The 18,253-nt window shown below is 71.5% G+C and carries 17 protein-coding genes; 7 read left to right on the top strand and 10 right to left on the bottom strand.

Annotated features, from left to right (window positions below; genetic code table 11):
• Positions 1-61: 61 nt before the first annotated feature.
• Positions 62-814, bottom strand: coding sequence for a GntR family transcriptional regulator (locus tag OHA58_RS12345; protein ID WP_405478737.1), 753 nt, complete (start codon positions 812-814; stop codon positions 62-64).
• A gap of 274 nt (positions 815-1,088) precedes the next feature.
• On the opposite strand from OHA58_RS12345, the gene OHA58_RS12350 reads away from it, so the two are divergent.
• Positions 1,089-3,779: a glycosyl hydrolase family 65 protein gene (locus OHA58_RS12350; RefSeq protein WP_405478738.1), complete on the top strand. Its 2,691-nt coding sequence runs from the start codon at positions 1,089-1,091 to the stop codon at positions 3,777-3,779.
• Positions 3,780-3,860: 81 nt separating this feature from the next.
• On the opposite strand, the gene OHA58_RS12355 is transcribed toward OHA58_RS12350, so the two are convergent.
• From OHA58_RS12355 to ychF, 5 genes are all read right to left on the bottom strand, one after another.
• Positions 3,861-5,288 (bottom strand): sodium:solute symporter family transporter, encoded by a 1,428-nt coding sequence (locus tag OHA58_RS12355; RefSeq protein ID WP_405478739.1) that lies wholly within the window; start codon positions 5,286-5,288, stop codon positions 3,861-3,863.
• Entirely contained in the window at positions 5,285-5,521 is a 237-nt protein-coding gene (locus OHA58_RS12360; protein ID WP_405478740.1) for a hypothetical protein, read from the bottom strand. The genes OHA58_RS12355 and OHA58_RS12360 overlap by 4 nt, the downstream gene beginning before the upstream one ends.
• Before the next feature lie 60 nt (positions 5,522-5,581).
• Entirely contained in the window at positions 5,582-7,033 is a 1,452-nt protein-coding gene (locus OHA58_RS12365; RefSeq protein ID WP_405478741.1) for an amidase, read from the bottom strand.
• 181 nt (positions 7,034-7,214) lie between these two features.
• Positions 7,215-8,213: an Lrp/AsnC family transcriptional regulator gene (locus OHA58_RS12370; protein WP_405478742.1), complete on the bottom strand. Its 999-nt coding sequence runs from the start codon at positions 8,211-8,213 to the stop codon at positions 7,215-7,217.
• A 116-nt stretch (positions 8,214-8,329) separates the two neighbouring features.
• Positions 8,330-9,418: a redox-regulated ATPase YchF gene (gene ychF, locus OHA58_RS12375; protein ID WP_405478743.1), complete on the bottom strand. Its 1,089-nt coding sequence runs from the start codon at positions 9,416-9,418 to the stop codon at positions 8,330-8,332.
• 149 nt (positions 9,419-9,567) lie between these two features.
• Between ychF and OHA58_RS12380 the strand changes: the two genes are divergently transcribed.
• Positions 9,568-10,239, top strand: a complete 672-nt coding sequence (locus OHA58_RS12380; protein WP_405478744.1) for a DUF6542 domain-containing protein — start codon at positions 9,568-9,570, stop codon at positions 10,237-10,239.
• A 57-nt stretch (positions 10,240-10,296) separates the two neighbouring features.
• Here OHA58_RS12380 and ppgK read toward each other — a convergent pair whose 3' ends face one another.
• Both ppgK and OHA58_RS12390 read right to left on the bottom strand, forming a co-directional pair.
• Positions 10,297-11,046 carry a polyphosphate--glucose phosphotransferase gene (gene ppgK, locus OHA58_RS12385; RefSeq protein ID WP_405478745.1) on the bottom strand — a complete coding sequence of 250 codons (750 nt, stop codon included), beginning with the start codon at positions 11,044-11,046 and terminating at the stop codon, positions 10,297-10,299.
• Positions 11,047-11,076: 30 nt separating this feature from the next.
• Positions 11,077-12,075 carry a 4-hydroxy-3-methylbut-2-enyl diphosphate reductase gene (locus tag OHA58_RS12390; RefSeq protein ID WP_405478746.1) on the bottom strand — a complete coding sequence of 333 codons (999 nt, stop codon included), beginning with the start codon at positions 12,073-12,075 and terminating at the stop codon, positions 11,077-11,079.
• A 98-nt stretch (positions 12,076-12,173) separates the two neighbouring features.
• On the opposite strand from OHA58_RS12390, the gene OHA58_RS12395 reads away from it, so the two are divergent.
• The 4 genes from OHA58_RS12395 (at position 12,174) to OHA58_RS12410 (ending at position 15,917) form a co-directional block, all read left to right on the top strand.
• The gene (locus OHA58_RS12395; RefSeq protein ID WP_405478747.1) at positions 12,174-13,562 is read left to right on the top strand and encodes an APC family permease; all 1,389 of its coding nucleotides are present in this window, start codon (positions 12,174-12,176) and stop codon (positions 13,560-13,562) included.
• A gap of 100 nt (positions 13,563-13,662) precedes the next feature.
• Entirely contained in the window at positions 13,663-14,931 is a 1,269-nt protein-coding gene (gene xseA, locus OHA58_RS12400; RefSeq protein WP_405478748.1) for an exodeoxyribonuclease VII large subunit, read from the top strand.
• Positions 14,928-15,164: an exodeoxyribonuclease VII small subunit gene (locus OHA58_RS12405; protein WP_405478749.1), complete on the top strand. Its 237-nt coding sequence runs from the start codon at positions 14,928-14,930 to the stop codon at positions 15,162-15,164. Before xseA ends, OHA58_RS12405 begins: the two co-directional genes overlap by 4 nt.
• 162 nt (positions 15,165-15,326) lie before the next feature.
• Positions 15,327-15,917, top strand: coding sequence for a malonic semialdehyde reductase (locus tag OHA58_RS12410; protein ID WP_376614280.1), 591 nt, complete (start codon positions 15,327-15,329; stop codon positions 15,915-15,917).
• A 107-nt stretch (positions 15,918-16,024) separates the two neighbouring features.
• Here OHA58_RS12410 and OHA58_RS12415 read toward each other — a convergent pair whose 3' ends face one another.
• Positions 16,025-16,546: a DUF4245 domain-containing protein gene (locus OHA58_RS12415; protein WP_405478750.1), complete on the bottom strand. Its 522-nt coding sequence runs from the start codon at positions 16,544-16,546 to the stop codon at positions 16,025-16,027.
• Between the two features lie 149 nt (positions 16,547-16,695).
• On the opposite strand from OHA58_RS12415, the gene glpX reads away from it, so the two are divergent.
• Positions 16,696-17,730: a class II fructose-bisphosphatase gene (gene glpX, locus OHA58_RS12420; RefSeq protein ID WP_405478751.1), complete on the top strand. Its 1,035-nt coding sequence runs from the start codon at positions 16,696-16,698 to the stop codon at positions 17,728-17,730.
• 101 nt (positions 17,731-17,831) lie between these two features.
• On the opposite strand, the gene OHA58_RS12425 is transcribed toward glpX, so the two are convergent.
• Positions 17,832-18,209 carry a WhiB family transcriptional regulator gene (locus OHA58_RS12425; RefSeq protein WP_405478752.1) on the bottom strand — a complete coding sequence of 126 codons (378 nt, stop codon included), beginning with the start codon at positions 18,207-18,209 and terminating at the stop codon, positions 17,832-17,834.
• Positions 18,210-18,253 lie beyond the last annotated feature (44 nt).

An 18,253-nucleotide genomic window follows, 5' to 3' on the forward strand; every position in this document is an offset into this window, starting at 1 on the left:
CGGGAGGCGGCCGCGGGTTAAGTCGCCGTCACGCGCCCCGGACAGGGCGTTCGCGTATCGGTCACTTCACGGGCAGGTGGTATGCGATCCGGTACCGGTCGGCGGGGACGACGACGTCCGCCGTCTCGACCGGTCTGCCCGACGCGAAGTACGTGCGCTGGATGACGAGGACGACATGGCCGGGCACTCCGCCGAGCGCCATGAGCTCCTCGGCGAGGCCGGGGCGGGCGCCGACCTCCTCCGTCACGTTGTCCACGATGACGTCGATGGCGGCCATGCGCTCGACGACGCCGCAGCCGCCGAGAGGGCCCTCCTCAGGGAGCATCACGGGGGTACGTCCCGTGACCGCGAGGGGCTCCCAGGAGGTGGAGAGCATCATCGCCTCGCCCGCGTCCCGGTAGACGTACTTCGTGCACATCACGCGGTCACCGGCGCGGACACCGAGGCGCTCGGCGATGGCGCTGCTCGCCTCGACCTGCTCGCTGCGGGAGTCCCACGTGCCGCGCGCCGCCTCGTCGGCCTGCTCCTGCTTGAAGGGGGTGGAGCCGCTGGTCGGCCGGTATCCGGAGCGGGCGACGCGGCGCGGCACCGGTGTCTCGCGCACATACGTGCCCGATCCCGAGCGCCCCTCGACGAGGCCCTCGGCCATCAGCACCTTGCGGGCTTCGAGGGCGACGGTGTCCGAGACGCCGTACTCCTCGCGGATCCTGGCCTGTGACGGGAGCCGGGTGTGCGGTGGCAGCGATCCATTGACGATCTTCTTGCGAAGATCACCCGCGACGCGCAGATACGCCGGCTGCTCACCGAATGTCACTGGCTGCACTCCCTAAGACCCATGGCGACCCGTCAGATTGACAGACAGCAACAGCGTCGCAACCCTGGGTTGTACGCCGCAAGCAAAGGCCAAAGAATCACTCGAAGTGATGACATGCGCGGGCGCAGGCCTTTACGCAGGGACTTTCTCCGGGTAAGGGAATCCTTACGCCTGGCCGTTGAGACTGGTGGCGGCGGGGACACCCCCGCCATCCGTGGGACCTCCGGCGCGGGTTGCCCGACTCCCGTCCGCAACCGCCCGCATCGTCGGATGCGTGACCCGACCCCGCCGATCCCCCGCCCGCCTCACCGTCCTCCTCGCGCTCGCGGTGCTCGGTGCCTCACCGGGCGCAGCCCTGGCGACGCCCGGCCCCGGCCCGGCGCCCGCCGGACCCGCCCCCGCGCTCGCCCCCGTGCCCGCGGGCTCCCCCGCCAAGACCTCTGAGGTCTCCTCAGCCTGCACCGGCGACCCCGCCTGGGCCCCGGCCACCACCCGTATCGACCCCGCGAACACCTATCACGCGTACACCGGCAACGGATATCTCGGCGTGCGCGTCCCCCCGTCCGGCACGGGCTACGACGAGCCCGGCGACAAGACCGGCTGGCCGCTCTACACGCCGCGCTACGACGGTGCGTTCGCCGCCGGGCTCTACGCGCGCGGCCCCGAGAACACCGCGCACCGCGAGGCCATCGCCGCGCTGCCGAACTGGACCGCGCTCGACCTGACGGTGGGCGACGAGACGTACGGCCCCAGCAGCCGGATCTCGCACTACCGGCAGACCCTCAGCCTGCGCTGCGGATTCGTCCGTACGTCGCTGACCTGGACGCACAAGGACGGCCGGCGCACCGACCTGACGTACGACGTGCTGACCGACCGCTCCCACGCGCACACCGGAGCCGTGCGGCTGCGCGTCACGCCGCACTGGAGCGGTGAGGCGACCGTCACCGACCGGATCGACGGCCGCGGCGCCCGCCGGACCGCGCCCACCGGCGGCGGCCCCGCGGGCAAGCGCACGATGGCGGTGGGCTTCCGCACGGACGGCACCCGCCAGGACGGCGTCGTCGCCTCCACCCTGCGCGCCCCCGGCCGCACCCACACGGCGGGCCGCACCGCTACGTTGACGAACCGTCAGTCCGCCACCTTCTCCGTCGACACGGGCCGCACGTACACCGTCACCAAATACGTCGGCGTGGACACGGCTCTCACCTCCCGCACCCCGCACGACTCGGCCGTCGGCGCCTCGCAGCGGGCGGCCTCCGCCGGATGGGACGAGGTGTTCCGCCAACACGCCGCTGCCTGGCGGAAGTTGTGGACGTCGGACATCGAGGTCCCGGACCGCCCCGACCTCCAGCAGCAGGCGCGGGCCGCGCGGTACGGGCTTCTCACGGCGGTGCGCGCCGGCGGTCGCGACAGCGTCGCGCCCTCCGGGCTCACCAGCGACGCCTACGCGGGCATGATCTTCTGGGACGCCGAGACGTGGATGTTCCCCGCGCTGCTCGCCGACCGGCCCGACCTGGCGCGCCCCGTCCTCGAATACCGCTACCGCACGCGCGAGGCGGCCGCCGACAACGCCCTCAAGACGTCGGTCAAGGGCCTCATGTACCCGTGGACCAGCGCGAGCCGCGGCGCCCTGTGGACGGAGTGCCAGAGCTGGCAGCCGCCACACTGCGTCACCCAGAACCACCTCCAGGGCGACATCGCGCTCGCCGCCTGGCAGTACTACCTGGCCACGGGCGACCGCGCCTGGCTGCGCTCGCGCGGCTGGCCGCTGCTCAAGGGCCTTGCGGAGTACTGGACTTCACGCGTCACGAAGAACGCCGACGGCTCGTACTCCATCAAGGACGTCGCGGGCCCCGACGAGTACAGCAACGGCGTCGACGACGGGGTCTACACGAACGCCGTCGCGGCCACGGCGCTGCGCTCCGCCGCCCGCGCCGCCCGGCTCGTGGGCGCCGCGCCCCCCGCCGCGTGGACGACGATCGCCGACGGGCTCCGCATCCCGTACGACCCCAAGCGCAAGGTCTTCCTCCAGTACGAGGGCTACAACGGCTCGACGATCAAGCAGGCCGACGCGGTCCTGCTGCTGTATCCGCTGGACTGGAAGCCGATGCCGAAGGGCGCGGCGGCGGCGACCCTGGACTACTACGTGGCGCACACCGACCCGGACGGGCCCGCGATGACGGACTCCGTGAACGCGGTGGCCGCCGCGTCGATCGGGGAGCCGGGCTGTGCCACGTACACGTTCCTGCGGCGCGCCTCGAAGCCGTTCTTCCGGGAGCCGTTCGGGCTCTTCTCGGAGGCGCGCGGCACGAAGGCGGGGTCCAGTGACCCGCTCGCGGGCACGCCCGCGCAGGACTTCCTGACGGGGAAGGGCGGCTTCCTCCAGGTGTTCACGCACGGCCTGACCGGCCTGCGCCTCGAGGAGGACGCCCTGCGCCTGGACCCGTCGCTGCCGCCGCAGCTCGGCAGGGGCGTGACGCTGCGCGGGCTGACCTGGCGCGGACGCACGTACGACATCGCGATCGGGCCGGAGCGTACGACGGTCAGGCTGACCGCGGGCGAGCCGTTCCCCGTCGTCACGCCCACCGGGCGCGCCACCGTCGACCGCGGCGGGCTCGTTCTGCGCACCCGGCGCCCCGACCTCGAACCCACCTCCGACCTGGCCCGCTGCCGCACCGCGACGGCGACGTCCGAGGAGCCGGGCCTGTACGCGGAGGCGGCGGTGGACGGCAATCCGGTCACCCCCTGGCAGCCGGCGACCGCGCACGCCTCCCTCACGGTCGACCTCGGCCGGACGGGGAAGGTCTCCGGGGTGGACGTGACAGGCACGCGCGCGTACGCGGTGACGACGTCGGCCGACGGGGCGGCCTGGCGGGCCTTCACGCCGGGGCGCACGGCGCGGTACGTCCGCATCACCGAGACCGGCGAAAAGCCCGAGCCCGTCAAGGAGTTGAGGGTGAGGTAGGGCCTGCCGCCCGACCGGCAGGCCCTGGACCGCCGGGCGCCGCGCGCGGCCCCACACCGCGCGACGGCGCCCGGCGGCCGGTCAGTTGGCCTCGGCCGGCACGGCGGCCAGGGAGCGGGACCGCACCACGAGTTGTGCGACCGCCGTCACCACCAGGTTCGGGACGAGCGCGATGAGCCCGGTGTCGACCGTGCCGACGTCCACGCTCCCGAAGGTGAGCCAGATCAGGACACCGACGCCGGTCAGGATGCCGAGCAGCGCGGGCACGGCATCCAGCCGCACCTTCTTCGCCAGTCCCATGACGATCGCCGGGGCGAGCTGGGAAAGGCCTCCGAAGGTGAGGAGCAGCAGGTCGGACAGGAGCCCGGGCCGGGCCAGGCCGAGCACCAGGGCGAGTGCGGCGGCCGCGATCACGCAGAGGTGGTTGGTGCGCAGCTGCGTACGTTCGTTGCGCGCGCTCAGCAGATTGCGGGACAGCAGGCTGGAGATGCCCACGACGATGGCCGCCGAGGGGACCATGGCGGCCGAGGCCGCGGCGACCGCGACGACGCCGACGAGCCAGCCGGGCAGGGTCTGCCCGGCGAGGGTGAGGGCGACGGAGTTCGCGGGCGAGCCCGGCTTCACCATGAGGATTCCGGCGAAGCCGACGATCACCGGGATGCCGAGGGCTATCTGGTAGAGCGGCAGCCAGATCGCGTTCTTGCGCAGGGCGCGTCCACTGCCGGCGGCGAGGACCGGCGGCCACAGGTGGGCCATGGTGCCGAGTCCGCCGCCGATACCGGAGATGATGATGGCGGTGATGAAGAAGGTGGAGTCATAACCGTCCTGATGGAGCGTCAGGAGCTGCGGGTGGCTGTCCCGTACGGTCTCGAACAGGCCGCCGATGCCGCCCTTCACGGAGACCGCGACGCCGACGAACAGCACCACGAGCCCGACGATCATCAGGGCGTCCTTGAGGTAGGCGACGCGGGCGATGCCGCGGATCCCGGACCACAGGACGAAGGCGACGGTGAGGACGGTCGCGAGGACCATGCTCAGGTTGCCGCCCGTGCGGCTGCCGGTCGCGAGCTGGACGATCATGCCGAGGCCGGTGATCTGGAGCTGGAGGTACGGCAGCAGGAAGACGGCGCCGACGACGGCGACGACCTTGCCGAGCAGGGGGCTGCGGTAGCGGTCGGTGAAGAAGTCCGCCTGCGTCAAGTACCCGCCCTCGCGGCCGAGTTCACGCATCCGGGGCGCGGTGAAGTACTGCAGGGTGAAGTTGATCGCGAGGTAGCACAGCGCGAACGCGGCGGCGACACCTCCGCCGAAGGCGATGCCGGCGAGGCCGAGGAAGCTGAAGGTCGTGAAGGACTCGCCCGCCTGGAGGAACCAGGTGGTGAAGGTGGAGAACTTCCGTTTCCCCACCGTCCATTCGCCGAGTTCCCCGCTGCGCGGTCTGCGCCCGCTCACGCCGACGACGGCGATGGAGACCATGCCGATGAGAGTGATGGTCATGGTGGTGTTCATGCGGCGGCCTCCTCGGCCTCGTCGCGGGTCTCGCGGTCGTCGCGTTCGTCGTTGTGCGCGAGGTGCTCGACGAGGGCGAGCGACGCCGTCGTACCGGCCGTCCACAGCAGGCACCAGGCCAGGACCGAGGGGATGCCGAACCAGAGGTGCGGGCCGTTGACGAAGGGCAGGAACGGGGTGCTGAGGAAAGCCAGTACGGGCACGACGGCCCAGATCACGTGCGGTTTTCTCATCAGGGCTCCATACAGCTGCGGAAGGTACGGCTACGGGAGGGAGGGCTACGGGAGGTACGGCTACGGGAGGGAGGGGCGACGGCGTCCGTGCCCGGTGGCGGCCTCGTAGGCGGCGCCGACCTCGAGCACGGTCCGCTCGGCGCGGGGCGGGCCGACGATCTGGAGCCCGACGGGGAGCCCGGCTCCGGTGAAGCCGGCCGGTACGGAGAGGGCGGGCGCGCCCAGGACGGAGAGGAAGTACGCCGAGCGCATCCAGTCGAGATAGGTGTGCTGCGGCTGCCCGTCGATGACGGTCGGGTACTCCGCCTCCACGTCGAAGGGGGTGACCTGACTGACGGGCGCGACCAGTACGTCGTAGCGCTCGAAGAAGCCGACGGCCGCGAGGTGGATGCGGGCGTGCTCGGCGGTCGCGCGGGCGAGGTCGGCGCCGGTCAGGCGCCGCCCCTCCTCGATGTTCCAGACGAGGCTGCCCTTCAGGGAGGCGCGGTCACTGTCGAGGAGCGCGCCGAGGCCCTGGTTGAACTCCTGGGCGCGCAGCGTGCGGAAGACGTCCTCGGCGCCGTCCAGGTCGGGGCAGTCCTCGGCGACGACGCAGCCGAGTTCCTCGAAGACCTCGGCCTGCCGCTCGAAGACGTCGCGCACGTCGCGGTCGACGGCGACCCGCCCGCCGAGGTCGGGCGCGAACGCCACCCGCAGCCCGGCCGCGTCCCGCCCGAGCGGTGCGCGGAAGGGCGCGCCCGGCCCCTCCAGGGAGATCGGGACGCGCGGGTCGGGCCCGGCCATGACGGACAGCAGCAGCGCGGTGTCGGCGACGGTGCGCCCCATGGGCCCGGCGACGGCGAGGGTCTCCCACAGGTTGCCGGCCGGGTGCGAGGGGACGCGGCCGGGGGTGGGACGCAGGCCGACGACGTTGCAGAAGGACGCCGGGTTGCGCAGGGAGCCGCCCATGTCGCTGCCGTCGGCGAGCGGCTGGAACCCGGCGGCGAGCGCGGCCGCGGCCCCGCCACTGCTGCCGCCCGCCGACCGCTTCGTGTCGTACGGGTTCCTGGTCGCGCCGAAGACGGGGTTGAAGGTGTGCGAACCGGCGGCGAACTCGGGGACGTTGGTCTTGCCGATGCGGATGGCGCCCGCGTCCTGGATGCGCCGCACGAGCAGCTCGTCCTCGTCGGGGACGTGCTCGGCGAAGAGGGGCGAGCCGTGCGTGGTGCGCATGCCGCGGGTGAGGTGGGTGTCCTTGAACGCGATGGGCAGGCCGTGCAGCGGTCCGAGCTCCTCACCGCGCGCCTGACGCTCGTCGGCGGCGGCGGCCGCGGCGAGGGCGCCCTCGGGGTCCAGGGTGACGATCGCGTTGACGGCGGGGTTGAGGCGTTCGATGCGGTCGAGGTGGGCCTGGACGACCTCGCGGGCCGACAGCTCACCACGACGGACGCGCGCCGCGAGGTCGACGGCGTCGAGGACGCAGAGTTCGTCCTGTAGGGGAGCGGAATCGGCGGGACCGGTGGAAGCGGGCATGGCAGTCCTAGGGCAGCGGGCGCGGGGGACGTCGCCGCGCTGGACCGGACGGGTCCTGGGCAGCGGCGTGCGTGGTGCACCACACTGAAGCCACTGACCGTTTCAGTCAACACCTAAGCCCCTATGAACTTTTAGGACGCCACTCCTTCACCTGTGAAGATTTCAGTCACGTCACGGCACGTTACGAGCGCCTGCTGGACGTCGGAAACTCCACCCCGCTGCGCTTGAACGCGTCGACCACCAGATGCGACTGCACGGCCTCCACATGCCGCACCCAGGGCGAGGCGGTCAGGAACTCGTACAGCGCGGCCTTCGACGGCTGCGTCACGTCGACCAGGAGCTGGTGCTCACCCATGACCACGGCGGCGTACCGCACGAGCGGCGACTCGACGAGCAGCCGGCCCACCTGCTCGACCTCGTCGGGCCGGGTCCTGATCCACAGGAGCGCCTCGACCGGGAGGCCGAGCAGCGCGGGCTCGACGGCGGCCCGGATGCTCACGTGCCCGTCGCGGGTCAGCGTCTCGACGCGGCGGCGGGCGGTCGCCACGGAGACGCCGGCGACGGCGGCCAGGTCCTCATGGGTACGCCGCCCGTCCTCGGCGAGCGCCCCCAGGATCGCCCGCTCCTCGGGCCCGACCTCGACCTCCGGCAGCCCGATCTCGTCGACGGTCCCGGACGGCCCGCCGAGCGCCTCGATCTCCCCGGCGTCGAGGATCCCCGGCGACCACTCGTGCACGGTCCTGAAGTACCGCAGCACCGGCGACACGCTCTGCGAGAAGAGGCCGGGCAGCGCGGGCACCTCGTCGAGCATCAACGGCCCCAACTGCCCCTGCGGAAACTGGAGTTCAGCCACGCAGTCGACCGGTCCCGCGAGCGCGTACGAGAAGATGCAGTCCGCCCGCCGGGCGGCCGCCACGGCCGCGTCGCGCACCGACCCCGGCCGGCAGGTCATCCGCAGGATCACGGTCTCCCCCCGCACGACGAGCCCCCGCACGGCCACGTCCCCACTCTCCAGCAACCGCAGCCCCCTCCGCGCCACCTTCCGCTCGGGCTCCCCGATCGCGGCCGCGATCCGCCGCCACGACGCCCGCCCGTCGATCTGCAGGGCGGCAACGATGCGCCGGTCGAGGGGGTCCAGGGGGGCGGGGGCGGTCGGGGTGGCCAGTACTGGGTGCGTCACAGGACTGACCATAACGAGCGGGGGCGGCGGGGTGGGCCGGGACTGTGGCGAACCAGAACCGGACCAGGGCCCGCCTCAGAAGAGGCGGGCCCTGGTTGACGTGCGAGTGAGGCGGATCAGACGTTGAAGCGGAACTCCACCACGTCCCCGTCCTGCATCGCATAGTCCTTGCCCTCCATGCGGGCCTTGCCCTTGGCGCGGGCCTCGGCGACCGAGCCCGTCTCCATCAGGTCGTCGAAGGAGATGACCTCCGCCTTGATGAAGCCCTTCTGGAAGTCGGTGTGGATGACGCCGGCCGCCTCGGGGGCCGTGGCGCCCTTCTTGATGGTCCAGGCGCGCGTTTCCTTCGGGCCTGCCGTCAGGTATGTCTGGAGGCCGAGGGTGTCGAAGCCGACGCGGCCGAGCGTGGCCAGGCCGGGCTCGTCCTGGCCCATCGACTGGAGCAGTTCGAGGGCCTCGTCGTCGTCGAGCTCGATCAGCTCCGACTCGATCTTGGCGTTCAGGAAGATCGCCTCGGCGGGGGCGACCAGGGCGCGCTGCTCGTTCTTGAAGTCCTCGTCGACCAGCTCGTCCTCGTCCACGTTGAACACGTAGAGGAAGGGCTTGGTGGTGAGGAGGTGCAGCTCGTGGAGCAGGCGGCCCTTCTCCGTGCCGGCGGTGATGCCCGCGGCGAAGAGCGTGGTGCCGGACTCGAGGATCTTCTGCGCCTCCTCGACCGCGGCGAGCACCGCGACCTTCTCCTTCTGGAGGCGGGACTCCTTCTGGAGGCGCGGGACCTGCTTCTCGACGGACTGGAGGTCCGCGAGGATCAGCTCCGTGTTGATCGTCTCGATGTCGTCCTTGGGCGAGACCTTGCCGTCGACGTGTACGACGTTCTCGTCCTTGAAGGCGCGGATGACCTGGCAGATCGCGTCCGACTCGCGGATGTTCGCGAGGAACTTGTTGCCCAGACCCTCACCCTCGGAGGCGCCGCGCACGATGCCCGCGATGTCGACGAAGTCGACCGTCGCCGGGAGGATCTTCTGGGAGCCGAAGACCGCGGCGAGCTTGGCGAGGCGGGGGTCGGGGACACCGACCACGCCCACGTTCGGCTCGATCGTGGCGAACGGGTAGTTGGCCGCCAGCACGTCGTTCTTGGTCAGGGCGTTGAACAGGGTCGACTTGCCGACATTCGGCAGGCCGACGATTCCGATCGTGAGCGACACGTTGCGACTTCCCGTACGTGAGGATGGAGGACCCCCAGTCTACGGTCTGCCGCGCCACCCCCCGGCGCCGTATCAAACGCTTGGCCAAGGTCGGCGAAACCGCGTGTCCCGGAGCGGATTCCACACATAACCCGACCTAAGTTGGTGCGGTGGAACAACCCAGTCGCACTCCGCCGCGCACCCCGCAGAACCGGACCCGCCGCACGTCCCCGCTCCCCCCGCAGGCGCAGGGCGGCAGCGACGGACGCGACGGACCCTCCGGGTCCGGTTCCGGCACGGTGTACCGGGCGTCGGCCAAGGGCGGCGGCAAGGCGCCGCGCCCCGTGCCGCCGGTCGTCCTCGCGCTGCGCCGCTTCCCCGATCCGCGCCTCACCGGTCTCGGCAGCGGACTGTTCTGCACGGCCACGATGTTCGCGCTCGCCTGCCTGGACGCGCTGCTGTTCGACGGCTCGGTCTCCGTGTACGGGGTGCTGTTCCTGCTGGTCAGCGCGCTCACGGCGATGTGGGTGCGGCGCGCCGACCTGGTGAGCGCGCCGGTCGCCGTGCCGATCGGCTTCGCCGTCGGGATCCTGCCGGTGGCCGACGGTTCGGGCGGGTTCGGCGGGCAGGTGATGGGGCTGGTGACGGCCCTCGCGATGCACGCCGGCTGGCTCTACGGCGGCACGCTCGTCACCGGACTCGTCGTGACCGTGCGCGGCATCCGCCACCTGACCCGGCGCGCGGCACGCCGACGAGCCCTCGCGCAGGCCCGCGCCGGCTCCCCGGGCACGCCGGCACAACAGGTGACGTCGGCCCCGCGCCCCCGGCGGCGTACGGCCTAGCGCGTCCTCCGGCGCCGCACGGCCCGTCCCCCGTGTCCGCTACCTGCGCTGCCTGCGCTACTTCTGCTGCGCAGCCGCCATCGCCGCCCCCACGATCCCCGCATTGTTCTGGAGCTGCGCCGGGACGATTTCCGCCTTGATGCCCTTGATCAGGGGCAGGAACTTGTCGGCCTTGCGGCTGACACCGCCGCCGATGATGAACAGTTCGGGGGAGAACAGCATCTCGACGTGCGCCAGGTACTTCTGGACCCGGTGTGCCCAGTGTTCCCAGCTCAGGTCGTGGTCTTCCTTCGCCTTCGTCGAGGCGTGCTTCTCGGCGTCGTGGCCGTGCAGCTCCAGATGGCCGAGCTCGGTGTTCGGGACGAGTTGTCCGTCGATGAACAGGGCGCTGCCGATGCCGGTGCCGAAGGTGAGGAGCAGCACCACGCCCTTGCGGCCGCGGCCCGCGCCGAAGTGCATCTCGGCGACGCCGGCCGCGTCCGCGTCGTTGAGGACCGTCACCGGGAGCCCGTCCAGCCGCTCGCCGAGGAGGGCGCGGGCGTCGACGTCGATCCACGACTTGTCGACATTGGCGGCCGTACGGATCATGGCGCCGCCCGTGACGACGCCGGGGAAGGTGATGCCGACCCGGTCGGGCCGCGTGCTGAAGTGCTCGACGACCTGCTTCACCCCGTCGGCCACGCCGTCGGGTGTGGCCGGGTGCGGGGTCAGGACCTTGAACCGCTCCTGTGCCAGGTCTCCGCGGTCCAGGCCAACGGGTGCGCCCTTGATCCCTGATCCGCCGATGTCCACGCCGAAGATCTGCATGGGCACCACGTTACGACGAGTGGCTCAACGTCACTTCTCGAAGGAGTCGTCCCCCACGAGCGCCGCGGCCTCCGCGCGCAGGTCACGGCGGAGCTCCTTCGGCAGGGAGAAGGTGATCGACTCGTCGGCGGTCTTCACGGTCTCCACGTCACCGTAACCGCGCTCGGCCAGCCACTCCAGTACGCCGTCCACCAGCACGTCGGGGACCGAGGCGCCGGAGGTGAGGCCGACCGTGGTGACGCCCTCGAGCCAGGCCTCGTCGATCTCGGCGGCGAAGTCCACCAGGTGGGCGGCGGGCGCGCCGGCGTCCAGGGCGACCTCGACCATGCGGATCGAGTTGGAGGAGTTCTTGGAGCCGACGACGATGACGAGCTCGGCGTCCTCGGCCAGCTTCTTCACCGCGATCTGGCGGTTCTGCGTGGCGTAGCAGATGTCGTCGCTGGGCGGCGAGAGCAGGTTCGGGAACTTGCTCTTGAGGGCGTCGACCGTCTCCATGGTCTCGTCCACGGAGAGCGTGGTCTGGGAGAGCCAGACGACCTTCGACTCGTCCCGCACCTCCACGTTCGCCACGTCCTCGGGGCCGTCGACCAGCGTGATGTGGTCGGGGGCCTCGCCCGAGGTGCCGATGACCTCTTCGTGGCCCTCGTGGCCGATCAGGAGGATGTCGTAGTCCTCCTTGGCGAAGCGGACGGCTTCCTTGTGGACCTTGGTGACGAGCGGGCAGGTCGCGTCGATGGTGGCGAGCTTGCCGGCTGCGGCCTCGTCGTGGACGACGGGCGCGACGCCGTGCGCCGAGAACATCACGATGGAGCCCTCGGGGACCTCCTGGGTCCGCTCGACGAAGATCGCGCCCTTCTTCTCCAGGGTCTGCACGACGTACTTGTTGTGGACGATCTCGTGGCGGACATAGATCGGGGCCCCGTACTGCTCGAGGGCCTTCTCGACGGCGATCACGGCACGGTCCACACCGGCGCAGTAGCCCCGGGGGGCGGCGAGCAGGACGCGGCGGGGGCCAGTCGTAGCAGTCATGCCCACCATCGTAAGGCCGTGTCCAACAGGTCAAAGATCCACCGCTTGGCGAGACTGAGGGCCCGTGCGCGACACCGTGCGCGGCAAACGGAGGCCCGATGTCCGCCCACACCGCTCCACCAGCCGGGGAAGACGGGCCGCCGCCCGCCGGGGAAGAAACGCTGCGGCGCAGCCTCGGCTTCCGGGACCTCGTCGTCTACGGGCTCCTGTTCATCGCCCCGATGGCCCCGGTCGGCATCTTCGGCACGCTCGACGCCAGGTCGCACGGCGCCGTCGCTCTGGTGTACGTCGTCGCGACGGTCGCGATGGCGTTCACCGCGTTCAGCTACGCGCAGATGGTGCGGGTCGCCCCGCAGGCCGGCTCTGTCTTCACCTACGCGCGCGTGGGGCTCGGTGAGGCGCCGGGGTTCATCGCCGGGTGGATGGCGATGCTCGACTACCTCCTCATCCCGGCGGTCGCCTATCTCTTCTCCGGGATCGCGATGAACGCCCTGGTGCCGTCGGTGTCGCGCTGGGTGTGGACGGCTCTGGCCGTGATCATCACGACGCTCCTGAACCTGTGGGGCGTGCGGGCGGCGGCCCGGGTCGGCTTCGCGGTCCTGGCGATGGAGATCGTCGTGCTGCTCGTGTTCCTCGGGTCGGCGATCGTCGTACTCGTACGCGACGGGGCGGAGCGCGGCTGGCTGTCGCCGCTGACCGGGGACGGGTCGCAGGGTGCGTTCGCGCTGTCGGCGGTCGTCGGCGCGGTGTCCGTCGCCGTGCTCTCGTATCTGGGCTTCGACGCGATCGTGTCGTTCGCGGAGGAGGTCACGGGAGGCTCGGCGAAGGTGGCACGGGCGGTGCTGTTCTGTCTGGCGCTCGCGGGTGTGCTGTTCATCGCGCAGACCTATCTCGTGGCGCTCCTCGAACCGGTGTCGTCGGCGGAGCTCGCCGCGGACCCGGCCAGACAGGGGTCCGCCTTCTACGACGCGATCGACGTGTCGGTCGGCGGGTGGCTGCACGACCTGGTGGCGGTCAGCAAGGCGATCGGCGCGGCGTTCGCGGCGCTGGCCGGGCAGGCGGCGGCCGGACGGCTGCTGTTCGCGATGGCCCGCGACAGGCGGCTGCCGAAGGCGCTGGCGCGGGCGGACTCCGGGGTCCCGCGGGTCGCGCTGCTGTGCGCGGCGGTGGTGACGCTGGTCGCGGCGGTCTGGGCGGCCCGCAGGGACGACGGCCTGGACCATCTGGTCTCGGTGGTGGACATCGGCGCTCTCACGGCGTTCGTGCTGCTGCACGCGAGCGTGGTGGGCTGGTTCGTGGTGCGGCGCGGCGGGGGGACATTCAGCTGGTGGCGGCATCTGCTCGTGCCGGTGCTCGGCGCGGCCATCACGGTCGCCGTGATCGCGGAGGCGTCGGGCACGGCCCAGGTGGTGGGCGCGATCTGGCTGGCGGTGGGGCTCGTGGTGCTGGTGGCACAGAGGGGGCGGCGGGGCGGGCGGGTGGTCTGACGGGGCGTCCGGCTGCGGCGCACGCACTGGCGCCCACCCCGTCCCCGTACACCCTTCGCGTCACGGAGCGTTGTCGGTGGGTGCGGCTACGCTCACCGGCATGGCTGTGAATACGTCCGCGGACGCCCCGCTGCCCGTCGGGGAGGTGTCGCGGCTCATCGGGCGGTGGATCGACCGGCTCGGTGCCGTGTGGGTCGAGGGACAGATCACTCAGCTGTCCCGGCGCCCCGGCGCCGGCGTCGTGTTCCTGACGCTGCGCGACCCGTCGCACGACATCTCGGTCGGCGTCACCTGCTATCGCCAGGTGTTCGACGCGGTCGCGGACGTCGTGAGCGAGGGCGCGCGCGTCGTCGTCCAGGCGAAGCCGGAGTGGTACGCGCCGCGCGGCCAGCTGTCGCTGCGGGCCTCCGAGATCAGACCGGTGGGCGTCGGTGAACTGCTCGCCAGGCTGGAGCAGTTGAAGAAGACCCTGACCGGTGAGGGGCTCTTCGCGCCCGAGCGCAAGAAGGCGCTGCCGTTCCTGCCGCAGCTCATCGGGCTCGTGTGCGGGCGCGCGTCGGCCGCCGAGCGGGACGTCCTGGAGAACGCGCGGCACCGCTGGCCCGCCGTCCGCTTCGAGGTGCGCAATGTGCCGGTCCAGGGCGTGCACGCCGTGCCGCAGGTCGTGCAGGCGGTCAAGGAGCTGGACGCGCTCGACGACGTCGACGTGATCATCGTGGCGCGCGGCGGCGGCAGCGTCGAGGACCTCCTGCCGTTCTCGGACGAGCAACTGGTCCGGGCGGTCGCCGCCTGCCGCACGCCGGTCGTCTCGGCGATCGGCCACGAGCCGGACAACCCGCTCCTCGATTACGTGGCGGACCTGCGCGCCTCCACACCGACCGACGCCGCGAAGAAGGTCGTGCCGGACGTCGGCGAGGAGTACGAGCGGGTGCAGGGGCTGCGGGACCGGGCGCGGCGCAGCGTCGAGTCGTTCGTGGACCGGGAGGAGCGCGGGCTCAGACACGCCCTCGCCCGGCCCGTCATGGAGGACCCCCACCGCATGATCGAGGTGCGCGAGGAGCAGGTGACGTCGCTGGCCGAGCGCGGTCGGCGCACGCTCGGGCACCTCCTCGACCGCGCCGAGTCGGAGCTGTCGCACACGCACGCGCGCGTGGTGGCCCTGTCCCCCGCCGCGACCCTCAAGCGGGGTTACGCGGTGCTGCAGAAGGCCGACGGGGACGTCGTGCGCGCCGCGGACGACGTGGCGGCGGACGAGGTACTGCGGGCGCGGGTCGCCGAGGGCGAATTCACCGTACGGGTCGAGAACGAGAACGTACTGGTCGAGAACGAGAACGTACGGGTCGAGACCGGGAAGCAGGAGAACGCATGACCACGAAGACCGACGAGGCCGGGCTCGGCTACGAGCAGGCGCGGGACGAGCTGATCGAGGTCGTCCGGCGGCTCGAGGCGGGCGGCACGTCGCTCGAGGAGTCGCTCGCGCTGTGGGAGCGGGGCGAGGAGCTGGCGAAGGTGTGCCGGCGCTGGCTGGACGGGGCGCGGGCGCGCCTGGACGCGGCGCTGGCGGAGTCCGGTCCGGACGGGGGCGCGGACGAGGAGGAGTGAGCGGGGCGCACCCGCGGGGCTTGTGAGGCGGGTCACGAGAGCCCAGGTTTGGTTGAAAGTTAAACGGTGCCGACGTACTGTCGTGTGCAACGGCCGATCCGTTCGCAGCGTCGCGACGGACCGGCCGCACCCCCAGCACGTACGTATCGAGAAGGTTGATCCATGTCTCTCGTTCTTGACCCCGCCGCCCAGGACCTGCTGTTCCGCGAGGCCCGCACCGCGAACACCTTCACCGACGAGCCGGTGACCGACGAGCAGGTCCAGGCGATCTACGACCTGGTCAAGTTCGGCCCGACGGCGTTCAACCAGTCGCCGCTGCGCATCACGCTGGTCCGCTCCCCCGAGGCCCGCGAGCGCCTCGTGCAGCACATGGCCGAGGGCAACCGTCCGAAGACGGCGTCCGCCCCGCTGGTCGCGATCCTCTCCGCGGACAACGAGTTCCACGAGGAGCTCCCGGCGCTGTTCCCGCACTTCCCGCAGGCCAAGGACGTCTTCTTCGCGGAGCGCCCGGCCCGTGAGGGCGCCGCCGCCCTGAACGCCACCCTCCAGGCCGCGTACTTCATCATCGGCGTCCGCGCCGCCGGCCTGGCCGCGGGCCCGATGACCGGCCTCGACTTCGCCGGTGTCCAGAAGGAGTTCCTGGACGACGACCACACCCCGCTGATGGTCATCAACATCGGCAAGCCGGGCGAGGACGCCTGGTTCCCGCGCTCCCCGCGCCTGGAGCACGACCAGGTCATCACCACGATCTGAGTACTCCCGCACACATCACGGGAAAGGAAAGGCCCCCGGCAACAGCCGGGGGCCTTTCCCATGCGCCGAATTCCCTGAGATCCCCTGCGCGGAAATCCCGGAAGTACCTACTTCGTCCGCAGCGCCTCGGCCATCTTCGTCAGCTGCGCGAACGACGCCGTGCCGGTCACTACGGTTGTCGACTTGTCGGCCTTGAGCACCAGGGCGTCGTACTGGCCGCCCTTGTAGCGCCGCCAGGTCTCGCCGCCGATGCGCTGCGTCGCGCTGGTCTCGGTGGCGCCCTGGCTCGCCCGGTCGATGAAGGCCGACGCCTTCTCGGTGGACTGCTCGATGCCCACGTACTGGCCGTCGGCGTCGTGGAAGCCTAGGTGCCAGGCGTCGAAGTTCGAGCCCTGGAACCGCACCGACGTCGCCTTCCAGGACTTCGCGAGCCCCTCGGGCGCCGCCACCGGGTACGGAGCGGCGCGTCGCGCCGTCAGCAGCTCCACGCGGTAGTCCACGCGCTTCACCGGCGGGGTGCCGGAGTTGTCGTGCGGGACGAACACGTAGATGCCTGCCGCCGCGATGACGGTCGCGCCCATCGAGAGGACCAGACTGCCCACGGTCTTCTTGCCTTTGGTACCTGCCACGCCCCCATCGTCGCAGGTACGTGAGCGATCACCGCACGTGGGCCCGGTCTGCTCATACGTGGGGCCCTCTGCTCATTTTGTCGGCCTGACGATAGAGTCGGGGCCATCACCCTCATCCGGCCGTCGTCGTATCAGAAAGGTGCGTCTCGATGACCGAGCATCACCAGTTGCCGTCCGAACTCGAAGTCCCCGCGGAGGCTCCCGACCGGAACCTCGCCCTGGAGCTCGTCCGGGTCACCGAGGCCGCGGCCATGGCCGCCGGCCGCTGGGTCGGCCGCGGCGACAAGAACGGGGCGGACGGCGCCGCCGTGCGCGCCATGCGCACCCTCGTCTCCACCGTCTCGATGAACGGCGTCGTCGTCATCGGTGAGGGCGAGAAGGACGAAGCCCCGATGCTCTACAACGGGGAGCGCGTCGGCGACGGCACGAGCGCCGAGGTCGACATCGCCGTGGACCCGATCGACGGCACGACGCTCTGCGCCAAGGGCATGCCGAACGCCATCGCGGTCCTGGCCGCCGCCGACCGCGGCACCATGTTCGACCCGTCCGCCGTCTTCTACATGGACAAGCTGGTCGCCGGCCCCGAGGCCGCCGACTACGTGGACATCAACGCCCCGGTCGCGGTGAACATCCGCCGTATCGCCAAGGCCAAGCGGGCCGCTCCCGAGGACGTCACGGTCGTCATCCTGGACCGGCCGCGCCACGAGGGCATCATCAAGGAGGTCCGCGAGGCCGGCGCCCGGATCAAGCTGATCTCCGACGGCGATGTCGCGGGCTCCGTGCTCGCGGTGCGCGAGGACAGCGGCATCGACCTGCTCCTGGGCATCGGCGGCACCCCCGAGGGCATCATCTCGGCGTGCGCCATCAAGTGCCTGGGCGGTGTCATCCAGGGCAAGCTGTGGCCCAAGGACGACGCGGAGCGGCAGAAGGCGATCGACGCGGGCCACGACCTGGACCGGGTCCTGTCGACGAACGACCTGGTCTCCGGCGAGAACGTGTTCTTCGTCGCCACCGGCATCACGGACGGCGAGCTGCTGCGCGGCGTCCGCTACGGCGCCGAGAGCGCCACCACGTCCTCGCTGGTGATGCGGTCCAAGTCGGGCACGATCCGTCAGATCGACTCGCGGCACCGCCTGTCGAAGCTGCGCGCGTACAGCGCGATCGACTTCGACCGCGCCAAGTAGGTCGCAACCGGCAAGTCGCGCCAGGCAAGTTCTTTTCCCCTTACGCGTTCGGGGCGCCCCTTTGTGCGGAGGGGCGCCCCATTCGCGTATCGAGAGGGTCGTCAGCCGGCCGCGCGGATCTGGTCGACCGAGCTCGTCGCCTTCTGGAGCTCGACCTCGCGCCGGCGCCTGCGGGCGAGGGCCACGCGGCGCTCGGCGGCGGTGAGGCCGCCCCACACCCCGTAGGGCTCGGGCTGAAGGAGCGCGTGCTCGCGGCATTCGACCATCACGGGGCAGCGGGCGCAGACGCGCTTGGCCGCCTCCTCGCGGGACAGGCGGGCCGCGGTCGGCTCCTTGGAAGGGGCGAAGAAAAGGCCGGCTTCGTCGCGCCTGCACACGGCCTCCGTGTGCCACGGGGCGTCCTGGTCCCGATCTCGCACTGGCCCCCGCTGCGGGGGGACGGCGGCGACCTGCAGGGACTGATGCGGCGGATGCAGCACGGTCTACTCCTGACGACGGCTTCGCGAGCGAGCGACGATGCAGC

Origin of the sequence: Streptomyces sp. NBC_00009 (assembly GCF_045040855.1) — a bacterium.
Lineage (GTDB): Bacteria > Actinomycetota > Actinomycetes > Streptomycetales > Streptomycetaceae > Streptomyces > Streptomyces aureus.

Coding starts and splice junctions, on each gene's coding strand:
- ppgK (WP_405478745.1), bottom strand. CDS start 11,046: ATGCAGATCTTCGGCGTGGACATCGGCGGATCAGGGATCAAGGGCGCA.
- OHA58_RS12360 (WP_405478740.1), bottom strand. CDS start 5,521: ATGAGAAAACCGCACGTGATCTGGGCCGTCGTGCCCGTACTGGCTTTC.
- OHA58_RS12390 (WP_405478746.1), bottom strand. CDS start 12,075: ATGACTGCTACGACTGGCCCCCGCCGCGTCCTGCTCGCCGCCCCCCGG.
- OHA58_RS12355 (WP_405478739.1), bottom strand. CDS start 5,288: ATGAACACCACCATGACCATCACTCTCATCGGCATGGTCTCCATCGCC.
- OHA58_RS12410 (WP_376614280.1), top strand. CDS start 15,327: ATGTCTCTCGTTCTTGACCCCGCCGCCCAGGACCTGCTGTTCCGCGAG.
- OHA58_RS12405 (WP_405478749.1), top strand. CDS start 14,928: ATGACCACGAAGACCGACGAGGCCGGGCTCGGCTACGAGCAGGCGCGG.
- xseA (WP_405478748.1), top strand. CDS start 13,663: ATGGCTGTGAATACGTCCGCGGACGCCCCGCTGCCCGTCGGGGAGGTG.
- glpX (WP_405478751.1), top strand. CDS start 16,696: ATGACCGAGCATCACCAGTTGCCGTCCGAACTCGAAGTCCCCGCGGAG.
- OHA58_RS12365 (WP_405478741.1), bottom strand. CDS start 7,033: ATGCCCGCTTCCACCGGTCCCGCCGATTCCGCTCCCCTACAGGACGAA.
- OHA58_RS12395 (WP_405478747.1), top strand. CDS start 12,174: ATGTCCGCCCACACCGCTCCACCAGCCGGGGAAGACGGGCCGCCGCCC.